The 18,005-nt window shown below is 63.5% G+C and carries 17 protein-coding genes; 8 read left to right on the plus strand and 9 right to left on the minus strand.

From position 1 onward, the window contains the following. Positions 1-4 precede the first annotated feature (4 nt). From RMO89_RS08465 to RMO89_RS08475, 3 genes are read right to left on the minus strand one after another with little or no spacing between them, the layout of a single operon-like run. Complete coding sequence (locus RMO89_RS08465; protein ID WP_310532484.1) at positions 5-337, minus strand: hypothetical protein; 333 nt, start codon at positions 335-337, stop codon at positions 5-7. 44 nt (positions 338-381) lie between these two features. Beyond that, entirely contained in the window at positions 382-1,737 is a 1,356-nt protein-coding gene (locus tag RMO89_RS08470) for a DUF1552 domain-containing protein (RefSeq protein WP_310532485.1), read from the minus strand. Positions 1,738-1,748: 11 nt separating this feature from the next. After that, positions 1,749-3,461, minus strand: a complete 1,713-nt coding sequence (locus RMO89_RS08475; RefSeq protein ID WP_310532486.1) for a DUF1592 domain-containing protein — start codon at positions 3,459-3,461, stop codon at positions 1,749-1,751. A gap of 325 nt (positions 3,462-3,786) precedes the next feature. Between RMO89_RS08475 and RMO89_RS08480 the strand changes: the two genes are divergently transcribed. Continuing rightward, complete coding sequence (locus RMO89_RS08480) at positions 3,787-4,584, plus strand: SDR family oxidoreductase (RefSeq protein ID WP_310532487.1); 798 nt, start codon at positions 3,787-3,789, stop codon at positions 4,582-4,584. A 3-nt stretch (positions 4,585-4,587) separates the two neighbouring features. On the opposite strand, the gene RMO89_RS08485 is transcribed toward RMO89_RS08480, so the two are convergent. Both RMO89_RS08485 and RMO89_RS08490 read right to left on the minus strand, forming a co-directional pair. After that, entirely contained in the window at positions 4,588-5,895 is a 1,308-nt protein-coding gene (locus tag RMO89_RS08485; RefSeq protein ID WP_310532488.1) for a serine hydrolase domain-containing protein, read from the minus strand. 22 nt (positions 5,896-5,917) lie between these two features. Continuing rightward, the gene (locus RMO89_RS08490) at positions 5,918-7,294 is read right to left on the minus strand and encodes an alpha/beta hydrolase domain-containing protein (protein ID WP_409035526.1); all 1,377 of its coding nucleotides are present in this window, start codon (positions 7,292-7,294) and stop codon (positions 5,918-5,920) included. Positions 7,295-7,454: 160 nt separating this feature from the next. On the opposite strand from RMO89_RS08490, the gene RMO89_RS20470 reads away from it, so the two are divergent. The 5 genes from RMO89_RS20470 (at position 7,455) to RMO89_RS08515 (ending at position 11,754) form a co-directional block, all read left to right on the plus strand. Beyond that, entirely contained in the window at positions 7,455-7,769 is a 315-nt protein-coding gene (locus tag RMO89_RS20470; protein ID WP_409035527.1) for a hypothetical protein, read from the plus strand. Between the two features lie 856 nt (positions 7,770-8,625). Continuing rightward, positions 8,626-8,832 carry a DUF2892 domain-containing protein gene (locus RMO89_RS08500; RefSeq protein WP_310532491.1) on the plus strand — a complete coding sequence of 69 codons (207 nt, stop codon included), beginning with the start codon at positions 8,626-8,628 and terminating at the stop codon, positions 8,830-8,832. A 47-nt stretch (positions 8,833-8,879) separates the two neighbouring features. After that, positions 8,880-10,157, plus strand: coding sequence for a serine--tRNA ligase (serS, locus tag RMO89_RS08505; RefSeq protein WP_310532492.1), 1,278 nt, complete (start codon positions 8,880-8,882; stop codon positions 10,155-10,157). Beyond that, positions 10,157-10,918 (plus strand): 5'/3'-nucleotidase SurE, encoded by a 762-nt coding sequence (gene surE, locus RMO89_RS08510; protein WP_310532493.1) that lies wholly within the window; start codon positions 10,157-10,159, stop codon positions 10,916-10,918. The genes serS and surE overlap by 1 nt, the downstream gene beginning before the upstream one ends. After that, positions 10,915-11,754 (plus strand): M23 family metallopeptidase, encoded by an 840-nt coding sequence (locus RMO89_RS08515; RefSeq protein WP_310532494.1) that lies wholly within the window; start codon positions 10,915-10,917, stop codon positions 11,752-11,754. The genes surE and RMO89_RS08515 overlap by 4 nt, the downstream gene beginning before the upstream one ends. 141 nt (positions 11,755-11,895) lie before the next feature. On the opposite strand, the gene RMO89_RS08520 is transcribed toward RMO89_RS08515, so the two are convergent. Beyond that, complete coding sequence (locus RMO89_RS08520; RefSeq protein WP_310532496.1) at positions 11,896-12,312, minus strand: DUF1761 domain-containing protein; 417 nt, start codon at positions 12,310-12,312, stop codon at positions 11,896-11,898. A gap of 71 nt (positions 12,313-12,383) precedes the next feature. Here RMO89_RS08520 and rimO point away from each other — a divergent pair, with 71 nt between their 5' ends. Together rimO and RMO89_RS08530 are read left to right on the plus strand one after the other, a co-directional pair. Beyond that, on the plus strand, positions 12,384-13,766 hold the full coding sequence (rimO, locus tag RMO89_RS08525; RefSeq protein ID WP_310532497.1) for a 30S ribosomal protein S12 methylthiotransferase RimO: 1,383 nt from the start codon (positions 12,384-12,386) through the stop codon (positions 13,764-13,766). Positions 13,767-14,041: 275 nt separating this feature from the next. Then, entirely contained in the window at positions 14,042-15,436 is a 1,395-nt protein-coding gene (locus tag RMO89_RS08530) for a serine hydrolase domain-containing protein (RefSeq protein WP_310532498.1), read from the plus strand. Here RMO89_RS08530 and RMO89_RS08535 read toward each other — a convergent pair. From RMO89_RS08535 to RMO89_RS08545, 3 genes are all read right to left on the minus strand, one after another. Then, positions 15,420-15,863 (minus strand): Smr/MutS family protein, encoded by a 444-nt coding sequence (locus tag RMO89_RS08535; RefSeq protein WP_310532500.1) that lies wholly within the window; start codon positions 15,861-15,863, stop codon positions 15,420-15,422. The two genes, RMO89_RS08530 and RMO89_RS08535, sit on opposite strands and share 17 nt — an antisense overlap. Positions 15,864-16,023: 160 nt before the next feature. Continuing rightward, entirely contained in the window at positions 16,024-17,238 is a 1,215-nt protein-coding gene (locus RMO89_RS08540) for a murein transglycosylase A (protein ID WP_310532501.1), read from the minus strand. Between the two features lie 10 nt (positions 17,239-17,248). Continuing rightward, positions 17,249-17,917, minus strand: coding sequence for a Tim44/TimA family putative adaptor protein (locus RMO89_RS08545; RefSeq protein WP_310532502.1), 669 nt, complete (start codon positions 17,915-17,917; stop codon positions 17,249-17,251). Positions 17,918-18,005 lie beyond the last annotated feature (88 nt).

An 18,005-nucleotide genomic window follows, 5' to 3' on the forward strand; every position in this document is an offset into this window, starting at 1 on the left:
CGTTTCAGCGCGCCGGCAAAGCTGCCAGGTCGGCATCGATCTTCACAAGAACCGCTTCGGAAAGCACGTCAGGCGAATAGGCCTTGATGGCATCGCCGATCTCGCTGAGCGTCATGCCGCCCGCACGTTCCGCAATGTCAGGGTTACCGACCAGTTGTGGCACATGCTTGACCAGCACCGCTTTTGCTGCCGGATCACCGAGCAGTACGGACATCGGTGTGGTTTTGGAGCTGTACTTCGCCGCAGTAGCGGCTGGAGCCGCGTCTGCGGCCAGCGCGGGCGTGCCGATGCTGGCGGCCACAAGCGAAGCTGCCGCGAGGATTACGATGGATTTCATTATGCTCGTCCTTGTCCGCAGGCGATGGGTATTGGTGAGCTCGATCACGCCATGACCTCGCCTATAGTTTTCGAAGTTTCGTTGCCGCCAGTCCCCCAGGTTCCCACCGGCATGCCGAGCGCTTGCTGGATGGTGAGGCCCACTCGGGTAACGGAGTCGCCCTTCCCGGCGATATGCTGCCCCGCCTTCCAGCGTCCGCCAGCGCTCCCGCCAACAACAATCGGCAGCGATTCCAGCGTGTGCAACTTGGCCAGATTTGCTTCCGAAGTTGCCAGGATCAGCGAGTGATCGAGCAGCGTGCCGTTGCCCTCCTTCACCTTGTCGAGCTTGGTCAACAGGTTGGCGTAGAGGCCCATGACCCGTTCGAGGAAGAAGGTCGCCTCAATCTGATAGCCCAGCTTGGGATCGATAGGCTCTTCGTGCGTCAGTTCATGCAGCGCGATCGATTGCCCCGCCTTGCGCAGGTTCGACGTCGCCTGAGACAGCGCAACGTGGAAGACATGAGTCTGGTTGCACGCCAGTGCCATTACCAGCAGGTCGGTCAGCCGATCATGCATTGCGGTGGCATCTTCCCAGGTCGTGCCCGGTTCCATCCCGGCGGGCGCCTTTGGCACCACGCAGGCGTCGGCGCGCGGCGGTGGCTGGAGCTGCACGGCAAGCTGGTTCTCAAGCTCGCGAACCGAGGTGTAATACTGGTCGAGCCGGTGGCGGTCAGCGCTGCCGACAGCCCGGTTAAGCGCCTCCCGCTGGCCCTTGACTGAGGATAGCACGCTCTGTTCGATCATCACGTTCGGATCGGGTTTGAAGGTGCCCGAATTGGGATCCTGAAAGCCGGTGCCGAACAGCCGGGTATAAAGCGCCAGCGGATCAACTTCGGCCGGGTTCACGGTGGTGCCAGCCCGCATTGAGAAGCTGACATTCGATTGCCCGGTGCAGGCAATACCGAGCTGTTTGAAACGCGTTCCGTTACCAAGGTGATCGGCGACAAGGCAATCGAGCGTCGTGGCGGGCGCGGCGCCCTGACCGTTGCCACCCTTGGTCGGCACAGTACCGCCAAGCGTCGTCATGATGCCAGACCAGTGGGTCAGGTTCGGCTGGCCATCAAGATAGGCGTTGAAGCCCGAAAACATGGTGATCTTGTCCTTCAGCGGGGCGAGCGCAATGGACTCTTCCTTGAAGGCGAAGTCTCGGCCAACCGCATCGGGAAAAAAGCGCTTTTCATTTACGCCGCAGCCCCAGAACCACGTTCCGAACCGGGTGGGGATTGGCGATCCGGTTGCCGCCATGGCTTCGCCATTGCCATCCAGAAACAGGTCGAGACAGGGCAGAGCGACCGCGACGGATGCGCCGCGCAGCATTCCGCTCATCACGCTGCGCCGGTTCCACTTGGATAGGGACATCGACATTCTCCTCAAGGCTGGCGGTTGAGCAAGGCGACGCGCTTGGGCGCAATCGGTGCAGGCAGGGCAACGGCCTGGAAAGCCGGACTGGTGGCGACGCGGCGCAGCAGGGCCTTGTAGCGATAGCCATCGGCGGTGAACCGCTGGCTCAGCGCCTCGAGCCAAGGCCCTTCGCCCGGAACGGACTGACGGCCGGTGCCATATTCAAACGTGCGCTGGACCACGCAGGACGGCACGCTGGGACTGTCATGCAGCAGGCGCGTCAGTTCCATTGCATTGCTGTAAGGCTTGCCGTCGAACTTGCCGCTCGGGTCAATCAACGCACCGTTTTCATGGGTACGGTACGTCCCGACGGCGTCGTAGTTTTCAAGCGCAAGACCGATGGGATCGGTGATGCGGTGACAACCCGCGCAGGCCGGGCTTTCATTGTGCGCGCTCAGCCGTTCACGCGCAGTCTTGAACTGCGGGTTGGCCGTATCCTGCACGATGCGGAAGTTGACGTTGGCCGGCGGATTGGGAACCGTCTGGCAGAGGAATTTCTCGCGCACGGTCTTACCGCGGATGGTCGGTGAAGAGCGGCCTTCATGTGAAGGGTCGAGCAGCAGGAAGCCAGGGAAAGTCAGCAGACCGGCGTGCGGACTGCCCTCCGGGAAGGTGTAGGGCATCCAGCCATTGATCGCCCTGGCCTTCACTGGAACACCATAAAGTGCGCCGAGCGAGCGGCTGAGGAAAGTCTCGCGCGTCGTGAACAGCTCCCGGTAATCGGCATTGTTCGTCAGAAGATGGTGAGTAATCGTCCGCAGCGACTGCTCCTTGGCATCGTCGCGCAGTCGCGGATTGAAGATCGGAAAGATCGCCGAATCCTTGGACAGTCCGTCGAACTGATCGAAACCCAGCATGTCGCTGAAAAATGCCCGTACGCCGTCTTCAAGCTTCGGCGAGGCAAGGAGGCGGTCGACCTGCTTTTCCAGACCGGCCTGCGAGTGAAGTGAGCCATTGGCGGCTGCATCGAGCAGTTCCGCATCGGGCGGGGCGTTCCACAACAGGAAGCTGATCCGGCTGGCGAGCGACCATGAATCGAGCCGCTCCCGCCCCTTGTCCACAGGGTCCGGTTCGGCTTGCTCGACGCGGAAGATGAAGGCGGGAGAAACCAGCAGCGACGACAGGCCCGCCGCCAGCCCCTTGGCAAAGCTGCCTGAGGTCTGGGTGATATTTCGGCTGAGAGCCAATGCCGCGGAGCGCTCCTGCGCCGAGAGCGGGCGGCGGAACAGCAGGCGGCCATACTTGTCCAGAAACTGCGAGGCACAGGGGCTGTCGAACGAAGCGGTCAACTGGCACGAGACATAGCGGTTGCGCTTGGCCTCGCTGAGCACTTCTGCCGAAATTTCGCGCGCGCGAACTGCGCTCTGCTCGATCCCCGACGGGGTGACGATGACCTTCGAACTGCCGATGGCCAGCAGGCCCTCATCACGGACGGGCGGCTCGAACCGGCCCGGCACCTTGATGTCGGCGCCGAAGATCTGCGCGATCGAGCGCTTGTACTGCGCCTCGTCCAGACGGCGAAAGGTGGTTGGACCGCCGGGCGATCGCGGCTCAGCAAAGCCAGGGTTTTGCGCCGCGCCGCCGGACGAGACAACCACCGCAGTGAGCGCGCCGAATGCCGTAACCGCAGCGAAGGGGGGCCGCGTCTTCCGACTGGGAGGCAGGATGGCTGGCAATCTCATTGTGGTCCTTTTGCTTCCTCTCCGGCGATCCAGCGCGTCCTGCCCTTTTCGGGCAGCGACGACTCCGGACACTGGCTTGCCTGTTATGCTTGAATCTATGCCAACGCTGGCTGACCGTCAACATTGAGCAACCTCATTTAGGCCAGAACATACAATATGCGACAATTTTTGCCGCGTATGGCTGTAATAGGGACGTCCGATCGCATAATGAACATACTCAATTTAGGACTTGCTTGCATCTATGTTCCGGCTGCATTGCGGCAATCGAACAGGCTTGGGATGGAACATGGTGAAAGCAGGAAGCAGCGAGCGACCCGATTGGCCGATGGCCGTAGTAGTTGGCGCAGGCGGATTGGGCATGGTTGTCGCCCGGCGGCTTGGCCTGTCGCACCGGCTGCTGATTGCGGATCGCGATGCCGTGCTTGTCGAACAGCACTGCGCCGATCTGCGCAGCCAGGGCTACGATGCCACCGCCATCGCCTGCGATGTCACCAGTCCTCCGGATATTGCCGCATTGGCTGATGCCGCTTCGACGCGGGGCAAGGTGCGGACACTCGCCCATGTCGTCGGCCTGTCACCCGCGGCAAAAGATTTCACCGCGATCATGGCGGTTAACCTTGTTGGTGCGGCGAGCGTGGCAGAGGCTTTCCTAGATTTACTGGAACCCGGCGGCGCGGGCATCTTTATCTCGTCCTCGGCAGCGCACATGCAGGATGTTCCCGCCGTCCTGCAGCCATTGCTCGACGATCCTCTGCGGCCGGATTTCATCGCGGCGCTCGCAGCGGAACTGGGCGCAGAGGCCAATGCAAATCAGGCCTATGCGTTGTCCAAGGCAGCGCTCAACCGCATGTGCCGCCGACTTGCCCCTGCCTGGGGGAAGCGCGGTCTGCGCATCGTTTCACTGTCGCCGGGGCTCATCGCCTCGCCGCAGGGAGCCGAATCCTACAAGCATTCGGCGGGCAAGATGGCCTTGCTTGAAGCTGCGCCGCTGGGCCGCGAGTGCTCTATGCTCGAGATTGCCGGGGTCGTTGCGTTCCTCGCCTCGGACCAGGCATCGTACATCACAGGCACCGATATCCTTGTCGATGGCGGACTGATTGCCGCAGTGCGGCCCGGCTCTTGAAGCTCAGTTCCTTGCCGGAACCATCCGCTCGGCACCGCCGGGCATGATGGCCTGACTGAAAGACATGCCAGCAGCCGCCATGGCGCGCCGACCGAAGTCACTCGCACCGATATTGGTATAGCTTCCCCAGCGCGACTTCATGGCGGGATTGGCAAATCCGGTCGTCCCGCTCGATCCGCCCCAGCCATAGGTGCCCGGCCTTGGACCACCGACCGTGACCATGCCGCCCGCGCCAAAGCCATCATAACCGGTGCGTGACGTGTACTGGCTCATGTCCGTACCCGGCGGCAGCAGGTTTGAGGTACCGAGTTGCACTGCATCGGCGGGGAACACGCGCCTGCCGTCCAGCAGACCCCGGTTCACCACCATCCACAGGAAGCGATCATAGTCGCGCGGAGTCGAGACGAGCCCGCCCGAAGCGCGGGGAATGTCGGGCTTGACCAGTAGGCGCGATGTTGCCGCAGCATCGGTCGGCACAAGAGCACCTCCCTGCCGGGCATACATCGTCATCAGCCGGCCCTTGTCCTTGGGCCTGACCCAGAAACCGGAGCTCGCCATACCCAGCGGGGCGAACATGCGCTTTTCAAGGAACGTGTCGAACGGCATACCCGAGATCACCTCGATCACCCGCGCGGCAATGTCGAGGTTAGGGGAATAGAGCCACTTCGTTCCGGGATCGCAGGTCAGCGGCACTTGCGCCAGCCGGACAACATAATCGTCAAGGCTGCGGGGCGGCGGCAGGGCATCCGCGGACGCGGTCAACGCGGGCGCTCCGCCAGTCAGGCCGAGACGGCGATAGCTTTCCGCGATCGTGCCGGGAGGCTCGTTCACGATCCCGCTTGTATGGGTAATCAGGTGGCGGATGGTGATCAGCCGTTCTGCGGGGCGGCTCTCTGTCGTCTTCGGGTCGGTCACCACACGCATGTTGGAGAAAGCGGGGATGAAGTCTGCCACCGGCTGGTCCAGCTTCAGCTTGCCCTCGCTGATCAGCAACATGGTGGCCATGCCGGCGATCGGTTTGGTCATCGATGCCATGCGGAACAGCGTGTGTTCATTGACCCGGCTCGTGCTGTCAAAATCGACCGTGCCGCCGGAGATGAATACGGCCGGCCGATTGTTTCCGCCCAGTGCGACGACCGCCCCGGGAAGCTGCCGCGCTGCCACGCGTTCGTCTATCAAGGCCTTGATCTCGACTGCACCAGGAAGCGTTGCTGCGGCGGAGGCAGGCAATGCCAAGGCGCCAGTGAGGCCCAGAGCCGCACTGCCACGAAGCAGAGTCCGGCGATCCAGCGAAGGTATCACTTCATTCATTTATCCGCTCCCGAAACCCGCCTCAGAACGGCGGCTTGGCTGCCTCTTCCGCCTTGTAGCGTGCGCCATCGGCAGCGGTGATCCAGCGCGCGGCGACAAGCGCGTCCAGCCCGGCATAGAACCGCGCGAGGTAAGCATCTCGCGTGCCGTAAAGCGCAGTCAGTTTTGCGGGAGAAAAGTTCTCCTGCAGACCCTGCTGCGCGCGCGTATTGGGGTCTCCGGGCGCAATCGGCGCTGCCGCAATGATGCGGGCGCTCGGCACATCAACCCAGGGCGAACGGATGCCGCCTTTGACGTTGCCGTGCTCATCACGATGCATCACACCGTCAGCCGACTGTTCAAGCCGGAGTCCGCGCGGCGGCATCGTGCCCTGCGTTACCCAGTCGATCAGGTGAAGCAGCGCCATCTTGTAGAACGGCTGGGTCGGAAACTGGCTGGGATATTCCCCCTGCCGATCCGTTGAGGTCCGGCCACGCGTCGGTACGTGCGAGGCTGCGGCGAACTGATATTCGCGAAACCGGTCCTTTGGTGCGTCGGCATCTTCGCGGGCGGCGAACCTGATCTGCGGGTTGCCCGCCCGGAACAGGGCAAAATCCCCTTCGCCAACCGCATGGATCACGGCCGCGTCGCCGCCATCGATCCGCGTGGCGGAAAAAGCCTCCATCGGCATATAGCCATCATAGATCGGCTTGCCATTCGGCAACCGCGCTGCCGCGTGCGATTGCTGGATATAGCGCAAGGTCGTGCCGCCAGTCTGCGACGATCCGCCCATCAGCAGATAGCGAACCTTGGTTCCCGCAAAAGGTCCCGCCTTGCGGTTGCTCTTCAGCAGCATGCCGACCTGCGTCATGATCGCCTGCGATATGGCATCCTGCGGGCTGGCCGCCATGCCGTTTGGACCTGCTGGGGCCTCCGGAATGTAGAGCGATGCGTAGCGCGCGGGATTGAACTTCTTTACCCGGTTTTCCAGCGCCGCACGCTGCGAGGCCACGGCAACCCAGCCATGTCCGCCCACCGCCCAGACCTCGCGCCCCACACCCCAGAAAGGGATCGCACCGCCGGCATGGATCGTTTCCACTCCGACCAGCCCGGAAAAGCGCTTGAGATCCGTCGGCCGGCGCAGCAGTAGCGACGTGCGGTACGGCTTGCCCGCAACCGTGCCGGAGATGACGAATTCTTCCTGCACATAGCCTACCCGCTCAAGGTCCGGCATCGGCAGGCCCGGGCCGGGAACAGGCTGCTCGTTCGATCCGCGATAAGATTCGCCACTTTCAGCGGTCACCGCGATCGGGCCGGAAATTTGCGAAATGGATGCACTCTTTGCAAAAAGTGGAGCGCCGCATAGAAAGATTGTGACTGCTATAACGTGCAATGCTCGAAAAGTTCGCATCTCCCGCATCTCCCTATAATCCGCGTTTGTGTACGCCGGCTCCGTAGGTCGTCATTCCGTGTGAGGGTATGATCGCAAAGGAGCGAATTGAGTACAATCAATTTATTGGGCACTGTCAGAGCAAATGCACCAATTGGCGATGGGCGCGGTTGACGTCTAGGAGCGCTGCATGCTCCGCCCTCACAAACCCGCTAGTCTGTTTCGATATTTCAACTCCTCACCCGATGTGATCCGGCCCGTGGTGATGATGTACGTGCGCTTTCCGCTGTCCCTGCGCAATGTCGAGGACCTGCTCTTCGAACGCGGGATCGATCTCTGTCACGAGACGATGCGACAATGGTGGAACAGGTTCGGTCCGATATTTGTCGGCGATACAAGCTTCGCCGCTCGACCGCACTGGCCGAGTGGCAGTCGCTCATGGGCTAAGGTCTCGCACTCAAAGCTCAAGCTGCAAAAAAGCGGAGACGAGTTGCGATTAGACTGACAGCACCACTGACAGCACCGCCAGATCCCTTTTCATAGATGATCGCCCTCGTGCGTTTCGATTGAAAAAGCGCCGTTCCTTCTTTCAGCGGTGTTCATCAATGGTCGCACTGAACCGCCCGGATCCGCATCTCGCAGTAGGGTCGGTGTTGGGGCTGGCCTGGACTGGAAGTGCTGAGAAATCAGAAAGGCCCTCGATTTCCACGCCACCGGTCGAGTTACCGATTTGCAGAAATTCAGAATTTGTGGATTTCCATGATCCCCGTCTAGGCGGCAGGTTGACTGGGGAAAGGGCGTGGTACCCTTCTTGTGCGCTATCACTTCCCTGCGTCGAAGCGTCTAAGCGCTCGGCTCTCAATGAGGCACTCTCCGGGTATTCCAAAGTTCTGCAGGTTCTGGAGAATTCAGCTCGGAGCTGACAAGTAGATAGCCCAGGCCGCCATCATGTCGCGGCGCTGATCAAGGGTGTCCCCGCGCCGATAGGCACGGGCGACTTCGCTCCCGACCTGATGCGCCAGGGCTATTTCGTGTGGAAAGCTGTCCGTCTCTTCTGCGCCTTCCGGAAGCAACTGTCGCATCGCACTTCTTAGGTCGCTAACTAACTCAGGCCACAGCGGGAATGGTCAGCATATGGACAGCAGATTTCGCTTTGTTCCTGACCTAAACCTCTTCTGTTCTCAATTTGAGTGGCGGCAATCCAACGATCTTGCTGCTATTTCACCCTTCACACGGGTGGGGTCGCAGGTTCAATCCCTGCCGCGCCCACCATTTCCGCCTACTTCCAGCAATTGATACGCATCAATGCGCCGCAGGGCGTCAGCGCCGAGACAGGCTGCATCCTGGAAGGAGGACTTGCCATGTTCAAGACCAATGTCGGCGGTATCGACCGCGCCCTGCGTATCGTGATCGGGGCCGTGCTAATCGCGCTCGTGTTCGTCGGAGACCGCGTCGGACTGCCAATCGGCAACTGGGGCTGGCTGGGGCTGATCCCGCTCGCCACCGGGTTCCTCAGCACCTGCCCGCTCTATTCGATCGTCGGGATGAGCACCTGCCCGCGCCAGTAAGCGAGCATGCTTGCACTGCATGGCCCTGCGCGGCATAGCGCAGCGCCATGCACGATATCCGACTGATCCGCGAGAATCCCGAAGCTTTTGACGCCGGTCTGGCGCGCCGCGGCGTAGTGCCGCAGTCCGGGCCGATCCTGGCGCTCGACACCGCGCGGCGCGCCGTGGCGACCAAGATGCAGGAGGCGCAGAACCGCCGCAACGAGGCGTCAAAGGCCATCGGCGCGGCCATGGGCAAGGGCGACAAGGGCACGGCGGAAGCGCTGAAAGCCGAGGTTGCCGAGCTCAAGAACACGCTCCCGGCTTGGGAACAGGAAGACCGCGAACTGACCGCCGAGCTGCAGGACGCGCTCGCCCGCCATCCCAATATCCCCGTCGCCGATGTCCCCGATGGCGCGGATGAGAGCCAGAATGTTGAGGTTTCGCGGTGGGGAACGCCGCGATCCTTTGATTTTACGCCAAAGGAACACGCCGATCTTGGCCCGGCGCTGGGCCTCGATTTCGAGACCGGGGCGCTGCTTTCCGGCGCGCGGTTCACGTTCCTGCGCGGCCAGATGGCGCGGCTCCAGCGCGCGCTGGGGCAGTTCATGCTTGACAAGCAGACGGTGCAAGGCGGTTACATCGAGTGTGCGACGCCGTTGCTCGTGCGAGACGAGGCCGCTTTCGGCACCGGCCAGCTGCCCAAGTTCTCCGAGGACCTGTTCCAGACCACAGATGGTCGCTGGCTGATCCCGACCGCCGAAGTGTCGCTCACCAATTCCGTGCGCGAGCAGATCCTGCCCGAGGCCTCCTTGCCGCTGCGGATGACCGCGCTGACCCCGTGCTTCCGGTCCGAAGCGGGCGCCGCCGGTCGCGATACGCGCGGCTATATCCGTCAGCACCAGTTCGAGAAGGTCGAGCTGGTCACGATCTGCCGGCCCGAGGACAGCGAGGCCGAGCATGAGCGGATGGTCAAGGCGGCGGAATCGATCCTCGAATCGCTTGAACTGCCCTACCGCAAGGTCCTGCTCTGCGCCGGTGACATGGGCTTTACCGCACGCAAGACCTTCGATCTCGAAGTCTGGCTGCCGGGACAGGATGCCTACCGCGAGATCAGCTCGATCTCCAACTGCGGCGATTTCCAGGCGCGGCGCATGGATGCGCGCTTCCGCCCTGCCGGCGACAAGGCCAAGCCCGAGTTCGTTCATACGCTCAATGGCTCGGGCCTTGCTGTAGGCCGCACGCTGGTGGCCGTACTTGAAAATTACCAGCAGGAAGACGGCTCGGTCGACGTGCCGGCTGCGCTTATCCCCTACATGGGCGGCGTGACGCGGCTGGTTCCGTAATGCGCATTCTGCTGACCAACGACGACGGCATCAACGCCCCCGGGCTCAACGTGCTGGAGCGGATTGCGCGGCAGTTCTCCGACGACGTATGGATTTGCGCGCCGAGCGAGGAACAGTCCGGCGCGGGGCACAGCCTTACCCTCACCCGCCCGGTGCGGCTGTACAAGCACGCCGAACGACGCTTTTCGGTGAGCGGCACGCCGACTGACGCGCTCACCATGGGCATCAAGAAAGTCCTCCCCGCTCCACCCGACCTGATCCTGTCCGGCGTCAATCGCGGCGCCAATCTGGGCGATGATGTGACCTATTCAGGCACGGTATCCGCCGCCATCGAGGGCGCGCTGGCCGGCGTGCGCTCGATCGCCTTCAGCCAGGTCTATTCCAAGGAAGGCATGGGCGATGACGTTTCCTTCGCTGCCGCCGAGGAATGGGGCCCCAAACTGTTGAAATCCCTTATTGACGCGCCATTCGCCCCGCGTACTCTGGTCAATGTCAACTTCCCGGCGCTGGCCGCGAACGAGGTGAAGGGTATTCGCGCAGTGCGGCAGGGCTTCCATGACTATGCGCGCGGATCGGTGGTCGAGGGCACGGACCCGCGTGGCTATCGCTATTTCTGGTTCGGTCTGGACGGGATCGAGCATACCCCCGGCCACGACAGCGACCTTGAGGCGATTGCCGACGGCTACGTTTCGGTCACGCCATTGCAGCTCGACCTCACGCACGATGCCTCGCTCGCCATGCTCAAGGAACGCTTTGCATGAAACGCTTTGCTGTCCTCGCCCTGATGTTCGCGGTTCCATGTGGGACCGCGCTGGCGCAGGACAGTGATCCGGCGAACGAGACAGTCCATGTCGTCAAGCCCGGTGAGACGCTGGGCGGCGTGGCGCAGCGCGCCGTGGTGCCGCGCGTGCTGATCATTGAAGCGAACGGCCTCAAGGCACCCTATGCACTCAAGGCGGGCCAGAAGCTGGTCATCCCGCGCCGCCGCAGCCATACCGTGAAGGCGGGCGAAACCGGCTTTGCCATTGCCCTGCAATACGGCGTGCCGTGGGACGCCATCGCCACGGCCAATGCTATCGATCCGAGGAAGCGGGTCACGGCCGGCACAAAGCTGGCCATTCCGACCATCGCAAATGTCCCACCTCCCCCGCCCGGCCCCGTCGCTCGGCCGGGAAGCGTCCCGGCAGCACCCTCGCTGGCAACCGCGCCGAATGGGCTTAAGTTCAGCTGGCCCGCGCCGGGCGCGGTGATCCGCGGCTTTACTCCGTCCGGATCGCGCAATCCGCACACGGGCATCGACCTTGCCGGTGATATGGGCAGCGCCGTGCGCGCCGTCGCCGCCGGCCGCGTGGTCTATGCCGGTTATGAACCCAAGAAGTTCGGCAACCTCGTGGTGATCGACCACGGCAATGGCTGGCACACCGCCTATGCCAAGCTGCAGAAGGTCACCGTTACGAAGGGCGACCGCGCCAAGGCCGGCGAACGCGTAGGCCTGCTGGGCGATACGGGCGAAACCAAACGCATCGAGCTGCATTTCGAAGTGCGGCGATATAACCTGCCGGTCGATCCGGAACTGCTCCTGCCTGAGCGCGATTGACGTCGTACTCAATACGCTCCCCCGCGAAGGCGGGGGCCTCAGGCCTCTGGACGCTAGGTTCCGTGTGGCCTCCTGTGGCCCCCGCTTGCACGGGGGAGCAGGGATTGTTCGTCATCTCGGATCAGGTCCGGGACGACGGGATTACGTCAAGGCCCAGAACACCGTGCCGGTTGCCAGATAGACCACCAGCCAGAAGCCCGCATCGACCAGCGCCTCGCGCATCGGCAGGCGGTGGCGAGCATAGGAAATGAACAGCGCCGGCCCGATGAAGGCCAGGGCAATGCCGCCTGCCTGCATCCAGTAAAGCCACGGCTTCACCGCGAGCGTTTCCGCGCCGATCCGCGCGAAGGCGTGAGCGAGCATCAAGGCCGAGAGCGCCTGAAGCAGGATCGCGCCAAGAATGCCGCTGACCGGCCCCTTGCCGCGGGTCTCCACCTGCTGTCCGGCCATTCGCCCGAACATCGCCGCACCGCCAAACAGCGGGCCGTACCAAACAAAGCCGATCGCCACTGCCAGATTGGCCGAAAGGATCACCGCGAGCCAGTTGATGGGTTCCATTGGCCGATCTTGCCGCATCGCCCGCGCTTGGCAATGGCCAATCGCGCCATTCGGGTGTAGGGGCCGCGCCCATGTCCTCATTAATCCCCTCCACGATTCCCGATCAGAAGAAGATCGGCATGGTCAGCCTCGGCTGCCCGAAGGCGCTCGTCGATTCCGAGCGGATCCTCACCAAATTGCGCGCTGATGGCTATGCGATGAGCCCCGACTATGCCGGGGCCGATGTCGTGCTGGTCAACACCTGCGGCTTCCTTGACAGCGCCAAGGAAGAGAGCCTCGCCGCGATTGGCGAGGCGATTGCCGAGAATGGCCGCGTGATCGTGACTGGCTGCATGGGCAACGAAGCGGACGTCATCCGCGCCAAGTTCCCTGCCGTGCTGGCAGTCACCGGCGCCCACCAGTACGAAGCCGTGGTCGAAGCGGTCCACGAAGCTGCGCCGCCGACGCAGGGACCCTTCATTGATCTGGTCCCGCAAACCGACGTCAAGCTGACCCCGCGCCACTACAGCTACCTGAAGATTTCAGAGGGCTGCAATCACGCCTGCGCGTTTTGCATCATCCCTTCCTTACGCGGTAAACTCGCCAGCCGCCGCATCGATGCCGTGCTGCGTGAGGCGGAAAAGCTGGTCGCGGCGGGAACGCGCGAACTGCTGGTGATCAGTCAGGATACCTCGGCCTATGGCGTCGACGTGCGGCATGAAGAACGCCAGTGGAAGGGCCGCCCGGTCCGCACTCACATGACCGACCTTGCCCGCGAGCTGGGCAACCTGCGCTGCCCCGATGGCACCCCGCCGTGGGTGCGGCTGCACTATGTCTATCCATATCCCCACGTCGATGCAGTGATCCCGCTGATGGCCGAGGGGCTGGTGACGCCGTACCTCGACATTCCGTTCCAGCACGCCAGCCCCAGCGTGCTGCGCGCGATGAAGCGTCCGGCGAACGAAGCCAAGGTGCTGGAACGTATCGCTGCTTGGCGGGCGATCTGCCCCGACATCGCGATCCGCTCCAGCTTTGTTGTGGGTTTCCCCGGCGAGACCGAGGCGGACTTCGAATATCTGCTGCAATGGCTGGAGGAAGCCCAGCTGGACCGCGTTGGCGCGTTCCGTTTCGAACCTGTCGAAGGCGCAGCAGCGAACAACCTGCCCGATCCCGTGCCCGAAGTGGTCAAGGAAGAGCGCTATGCCCGGATCATGGAAGTGACCGAGCGCATATCCACCGCCAAGCTGGCCGCCAAGGTCGGCCGGACGATTCCGGTGATCATCGACGAAGTGGGCGAGCCTGACGAAGACGGTGACATCGGCGCAACCGGCCGCAGCCAAGCCGACGCGCCCGAGATCGACGGCGCGGTGTACCTGCGCGAAGTGCCGCCGACTCTCGCCCCCGGTGACGTGGTTCAGGCGCTGATCGAGGATTCGGATGCGCACGACCTTTACGGCGTGATTGCAGGAAACTGAACACTCAGTTGCAAAGAACGCAATTACTGCCGCTCTTTTCGCACTTGCAGCATTTCGATTCGCTACTCATAAGGGACGGGCCTTTCAGGCATCCTCTCCCAAAAAGACTTTTCAAAGGCCCGGCCCGCAAGGACCGGGCCCTTTTTTTGGTTCAGCGGCCTGAAACGATTGCGCTGCCTGCGTCATTGGCAGCGAAGCGTTGCAAGCCGCCGGGCGGGAAGGCGCGACAAACTGCGATGTGGACTAATCCGCTGGCCCGGTTACGCTCCGCCCCCATGAAGATTGCATCGCTCGCGGCCATCGCCGCCCTGCTCGCCCCACTCCCCGCACTCGGTCAGGCGCTGACGCCCGAAGAATCGGCGAAGATTGACATTGCTGTCACCCGCATACTGGCCGAAACCGGCGTTCCGGCGACGCAGGTTGCCGTGGTGCGGGACGGCAAGGTCGTCTTGTCAAAGGCCTGGGGCAAGGCATCGGCCAGCCAGCCGGTGGCCCGCGCCGACATGCGCTTCCAGATCGCCTCGATCTCCAAGCAGTTCCTCGGCGCGCTGATGCTGCTGCTTGAGGATGAGGGCAAGCTGAGCCTTGATGACAAAGTCGCCAAATACATGCCCGAGGTGACCGGGGCGGACCGGATCACCCTGCGCCAGTTGCTCAGCCACACGTCGGGACTGCAGGACTTCTGGCCGCAAGACTATTCCTTCGCGGCGATGGAAAAGCCAACTGCGCCCGGCGGCATCGTCGATCGTTGGGCGAAGAAGCCACTCGATTACGAACCCGGCACGCGCTGGCAGTACTCGAACACCGGCTATGTCGTGGCAGGGATGATCGCCGAAAAAGCAGGCGGAGCGCCGTTGTGGCAGCAGTTCGAACAGAAGCTGTTCAAACCGCTCGGCATCAGTCCTGTACCGCTCGATTCCACCAATGGTCCGGCCTACCCGCAAGGGCACGAGCGCTTCGCCCTGGGCCCGGTGCGCGTCGTAAAACCGGCCGCACCCGGCTGGCTGTGGGCGGCGGGCGAGTTGGCCATGTCGGCCGAGGAGCTGTCCAAGTGGAACATTGCCCGGATCAACCGCACCCTGCTGCCACGCGAAGACTGGGAGGAAATGGAGCGCCCGCAAATCCTGACGAATGGCATCAACAGCAACTACGGGCTTGGCGTGTTCCGCGTGACAGCTAACGGGCGCACGCTCGTCGATCATGGCGGCGCATCGGTGGGGTTCCTCTCACTCAACCGCGTCTGGCCTGACACGCGGGCGGCGGTGACCGTGCTGACCAATGCCGATTTTGGCGGGGCGCAAACCAAGATCAACGACGCGGTGGCCGAGATCATCCTGCCAGCCAATGCCCAGGCCAGCGTACCCGAAGCCGCGCGCACCGATGATGCCCGCGCCGATCTTGCCGCGCTGGCGGAAGGCAAGTTCGATCCGCTGCGCTTCACCGAAAGCGCGCGCTATTATTTCACCCCGACCGCGCTGGCCGATTACCGTGATTCGCTGGTGAAGCTGGGCAAACCGACTTCGATCGAGCCGACCCGTTCGCCTCGCCTGCGCGGCGGTTTCGTCAACCGGGTCTACAAGGTTACCTGGCCATCGCGGACCATGTACCTGAGCACTTATGCCGAACCCGGCGACAAAGGCCGCTGGGAGCAGTTCATGCTGACCGACTAGTCCGCCTAAGCACCAGATAAAGCGCGCCCGCCCCGCCATGCCGGGGATGGGCCGCGCGCACTGCCGCGATCCGCGAGGAATGGCTGCCAGCCGCCAGCCAATCGAGCAGCTTGGCGCGGATCACGCCGCGCTGGCCGCCCGAATGCGCCGCGCCGCGATCCACCGGGCGCGGTCTGCCCGTCACCACGAGGATCACCCGCGCGCCCTGACTTTCCGCCAGCATGAGCCCATGCTCAAGCCGGTTCCACGCCGTGTCGAGCGTATGGCCGTGCAGGTCGATAGTGAAATCGGGCGCAACAGTGCCTTGCGCCAGCTTGCGATCCCAGCTGGCGTCGAGCGTGTTGCCGGTCGGTCGTCGAAAATCCTCCCCGCTCCGGGGAGGGGGACCAGCGGAGCTGGTGGAGGGGGGGCGCGGCTTGGCGCTCACCTTCTTGGTTGCGCTTGCCGGAGAACCCCCTCCGTCAGCACTACGCGCTGCCACCTCCCCGTGCCGGGGAGGAATTCGGCCCGCGAATGGTTTCACCGTCGCCGCCAAGCGCGACCACAACGCGGCCTCGTCCGCAGTCAGGCCGCGCGGAGGTTTCATCCTACTGCGCGCCCAGACGCGCCAGTGTGCCCTTTGGGAGGAACAGCAGCGCTTCGCCCCGCCCGGTCATGCCGCCGGCGATCTGCCGCGCGGTCGGGCCAGCGCCCCAGAACGTGTCGAAGCGGTTCGCGCCCTTGATCGCGCCGCCAGTATCTTGCGCCACCCACAGGCCGCTGGCCTCTGGCCGGTCGACCGACAGCCAGACTGGTGCGCCCAGCGGGGTGAAGGCCGGATCGGCGGCAACGCTCGATTGCCCGCGTACCGGCACGCCAAGTGCGCCCAGCGGGCCGTCGCCGGTAATCTCGCGGAAGAAGATGTACGACAGGTTCTCCCGCATGATCGCCTTACCGCCTTCGGGGTTCTCCCGCAGCCAGGCCATCAGCCCTTGCATCGAAGTGGGATATTGTCCCGTCCCGCCGACCAGCCCGCGCTGGCGCATCAGCGAGCCAATGCCGACGTAATCGCGCCCGTTCTGCCCAGCATAGCCGATCCGCATCACCGTGCCGTCAGGGGCGAGCAGGCGTCCGGAACCTTGTATCTGGAGAAAGAAGAACTCGATGGGATCGGCGGCGTAAGCGATCTCAAGGCCCTTGTTCGCCAAGGCCCCGTCCTCGATCGCTGCGCGGTCGTGGTAGAGCACGAACCTGCCGGTCTCGTCATAGCGGCCCAGCGGCGGGGTGCCGGTGCGCTGCTCGGGCGGCGTTTCTGCCGGCCATGCGCGGATCAGGTCGGGCGGCAGGCGATAGACCGGAACGGCAAAGCCCGGCTGCGGCGTGCGGGTGCCGGCGATCTCGGGCTCGTAATAGCCGGTGGTGAAGGCCCTGCCCTCGCCGATCTTCGCCGCTTCGAAATGGGTTGCGAAAAAGCCGGGCGCGTCAGTCGCGGGCCATGTCTTCGCGGCGTCGCAAGCCGCTTTCCAATCTGAACTTCGCGTCAGCCCGCTGGTGTCTGTGCGGGTCAGGAGGCGCGGGCAGCTTTCGAAGAACGACCGCAGCGCGCTCGTAGCGCGCCCGCCGGACAGGTTCAGCGTGTCGATGGCCGGGCCGGCGCGCACGCCAAGCTGGGCTGCCGTGGCGGCTGGCGGCGGAACTACGGGGACATTGACGACCGGCGGCGGCGGATAATTCGCCGGCCCGGCCGCGTCCGGGATGATCTTGCAGGCAGAGAGCGAGGTGATCGCAGCGATGGCGGCAAAGCGCCCGAACCAGCCCCCCACTTGACCGGCCTCAGCCTTCGTCGGTTTCGTCGATCAGCCAGTCCGGGCTGGTGGACTTCAGGTTGCGGCTGAAGGTCCAGATGTCGATCGCCTCAACCGCGTCGGTCAACGAACCGGCAACGACATTGCCCTGGGCATCGCGGGTGACGGCGGCAATGTCCGAGGTGAAGCGCACGGTCACGCGGGCCATCGGCGCATTATAGCTCGCATCGACCACCACGGCTTCCTCGATCCGGACGAGGCGGTTGTCGAGGACTTCGCCAGCGGCAAGGCGCGCATCAATCGCGCCGCTAAACCCTTCGTAAACGTCGGAATCGCACAGGTGCGACAGGTCTTCCTTGTCACCGCGCCAGAATGCTTCGAGCGCCATGCGATAGGCACCTTCAGCGCCGGCAAGGAAGGTCATCAGGTCGAACCGGCGATCGGCAGCGGCGATTTCGCGCAGCGCGCGTTCAGCGGGAGCAAGAACCCCCGGAATTTCGCGCAACTGGCCATTCGGACCCTGCACCCGGTCGCCCGGCTTGGGCAGGGGCAATTGCACGACCTTGGAATCGGCCCCGGCATCGACGCGGCCCGAAATCGTTTCTTCCTCGTGCTCTGCGCGGCGGCCGAGCACCGAATAGAGGCGCAGGCCAAGGAAGGCTGCGATGAGGGCAAGAATTACAATCTGAACGGTCACAGCAGGACTTTCATTCCAGGCGCGCAAGCACGCGTGTTGGCTCTTCCTAACCCCAGATAGGTATCGTTGACAAATGAACAACGCGTGG

This window comes from Novosphingobium sp. (assembly GCF_031424035.1).
In the GTDB taxonomy this organism is placed as follows: Bacteria; Pseudomonadota; Alphaproteobacteria; order Sphingomonadales; family Sphingomonadaceae; genus Novosphingobium.

Bases quoted from the DNA above. Each gene is read 5' to 3' on its own strand.
- RMO89_RS08465 (WP_310532484.1), bottom strand. From the start codon at position 337: ATGAAATCCATCGTAATCCTCGCGGCAGCTTCGCTTGTGGCCGCCAGC.
- RMO89_RS08470 (WP_310532485.1), bottom strand. From the start codon at position 1,737: ATGTCCCTATCCAAGTGGAACCGGCGCAGCGTGATGAGCGGAATGCTG.
- RMO89_RS08475 (WP_310532486.1), bottom strand. From the start codon at position 3,461: ATGAGATTGCCAGCCATCCTGCCTCCCAGTCGGAAGACGCGGCCCCCC.
- RMO89_RS08480 (WP_310532487.1), top strand. From the start codon at position 3,787: ATGGCCGTAGTAGTTGGCGCAGGCGGATTGGGCATGGTTGTCGCCCGG.
- RMO89_RS08485 (WP_310532488.1), bottom strand. From the start codon at position 5,895: ATGAATGAAGTGATACCTTCGCTGGATCGCCGGACTCTGCTTCGTGGC.
- RMO89_RS08490 (WP_409035526.1), bottom strand. From the start codon at position 7,294: ATGCGGGAGATGCGAACTTTTCGAGCATTGCACGTTATAGCAGTCACA.
- RMO89_RS20470 (WP_409035527.1), top strand. From the start codon at position 7,455: ATGCTCCGCCCTCACAAACCCGCTAGTCTGTTTCGATATTTCAACTCC.
- RMO89_RS08500 (WP_310532491.1), top strand. From the start codon at position 8,626: ATGTTCAAGACCAATGTCGGCGGTATCGACCGCGCCCTGCGTATCGTG.
- serS (WP_310532492.1), top strand. From the start codon at position 8,880: ATGCACGATATCCGACTGATCCGCGAGAATCCCGAAGCTTTTGACGCC.
- surE (WP_310532493.1), top strand. From the start codon at position 10,157: ATGCGCATTCTGCTGACCAACGACGACGGCATCAACGCCCCCGGGCTC.
- RMO89_RS08515 (WP_310532494.1), top strand. From the start codon at position 10,915: ATGAAACGCTTTGCTGTCCTCGCCCTGATGTTCGCGGTTCCATGTGGG.
- RMO89_RS08520 (WP_310532496.1), bottom strand. From the start codon at position 12,312: ATGGAACCCATCAACTGGCTCGCGGTGATCCTTTCGGCCAATCTGGCA.
- rimO (WP_310532497.1), top strand. From the start codon at position 12,384: ATGTCCTCATTAATCCCCTCCACGATTCCCGATCAGAAGAAGATCGGC.
- RMO89_RS08530 (WP_310532498.1), top strand. From the start codon at position 14,042: ATGAAGATTGCATCGCTCGCGGCCATCGCCGCCCTGCTCGCCCCACTC.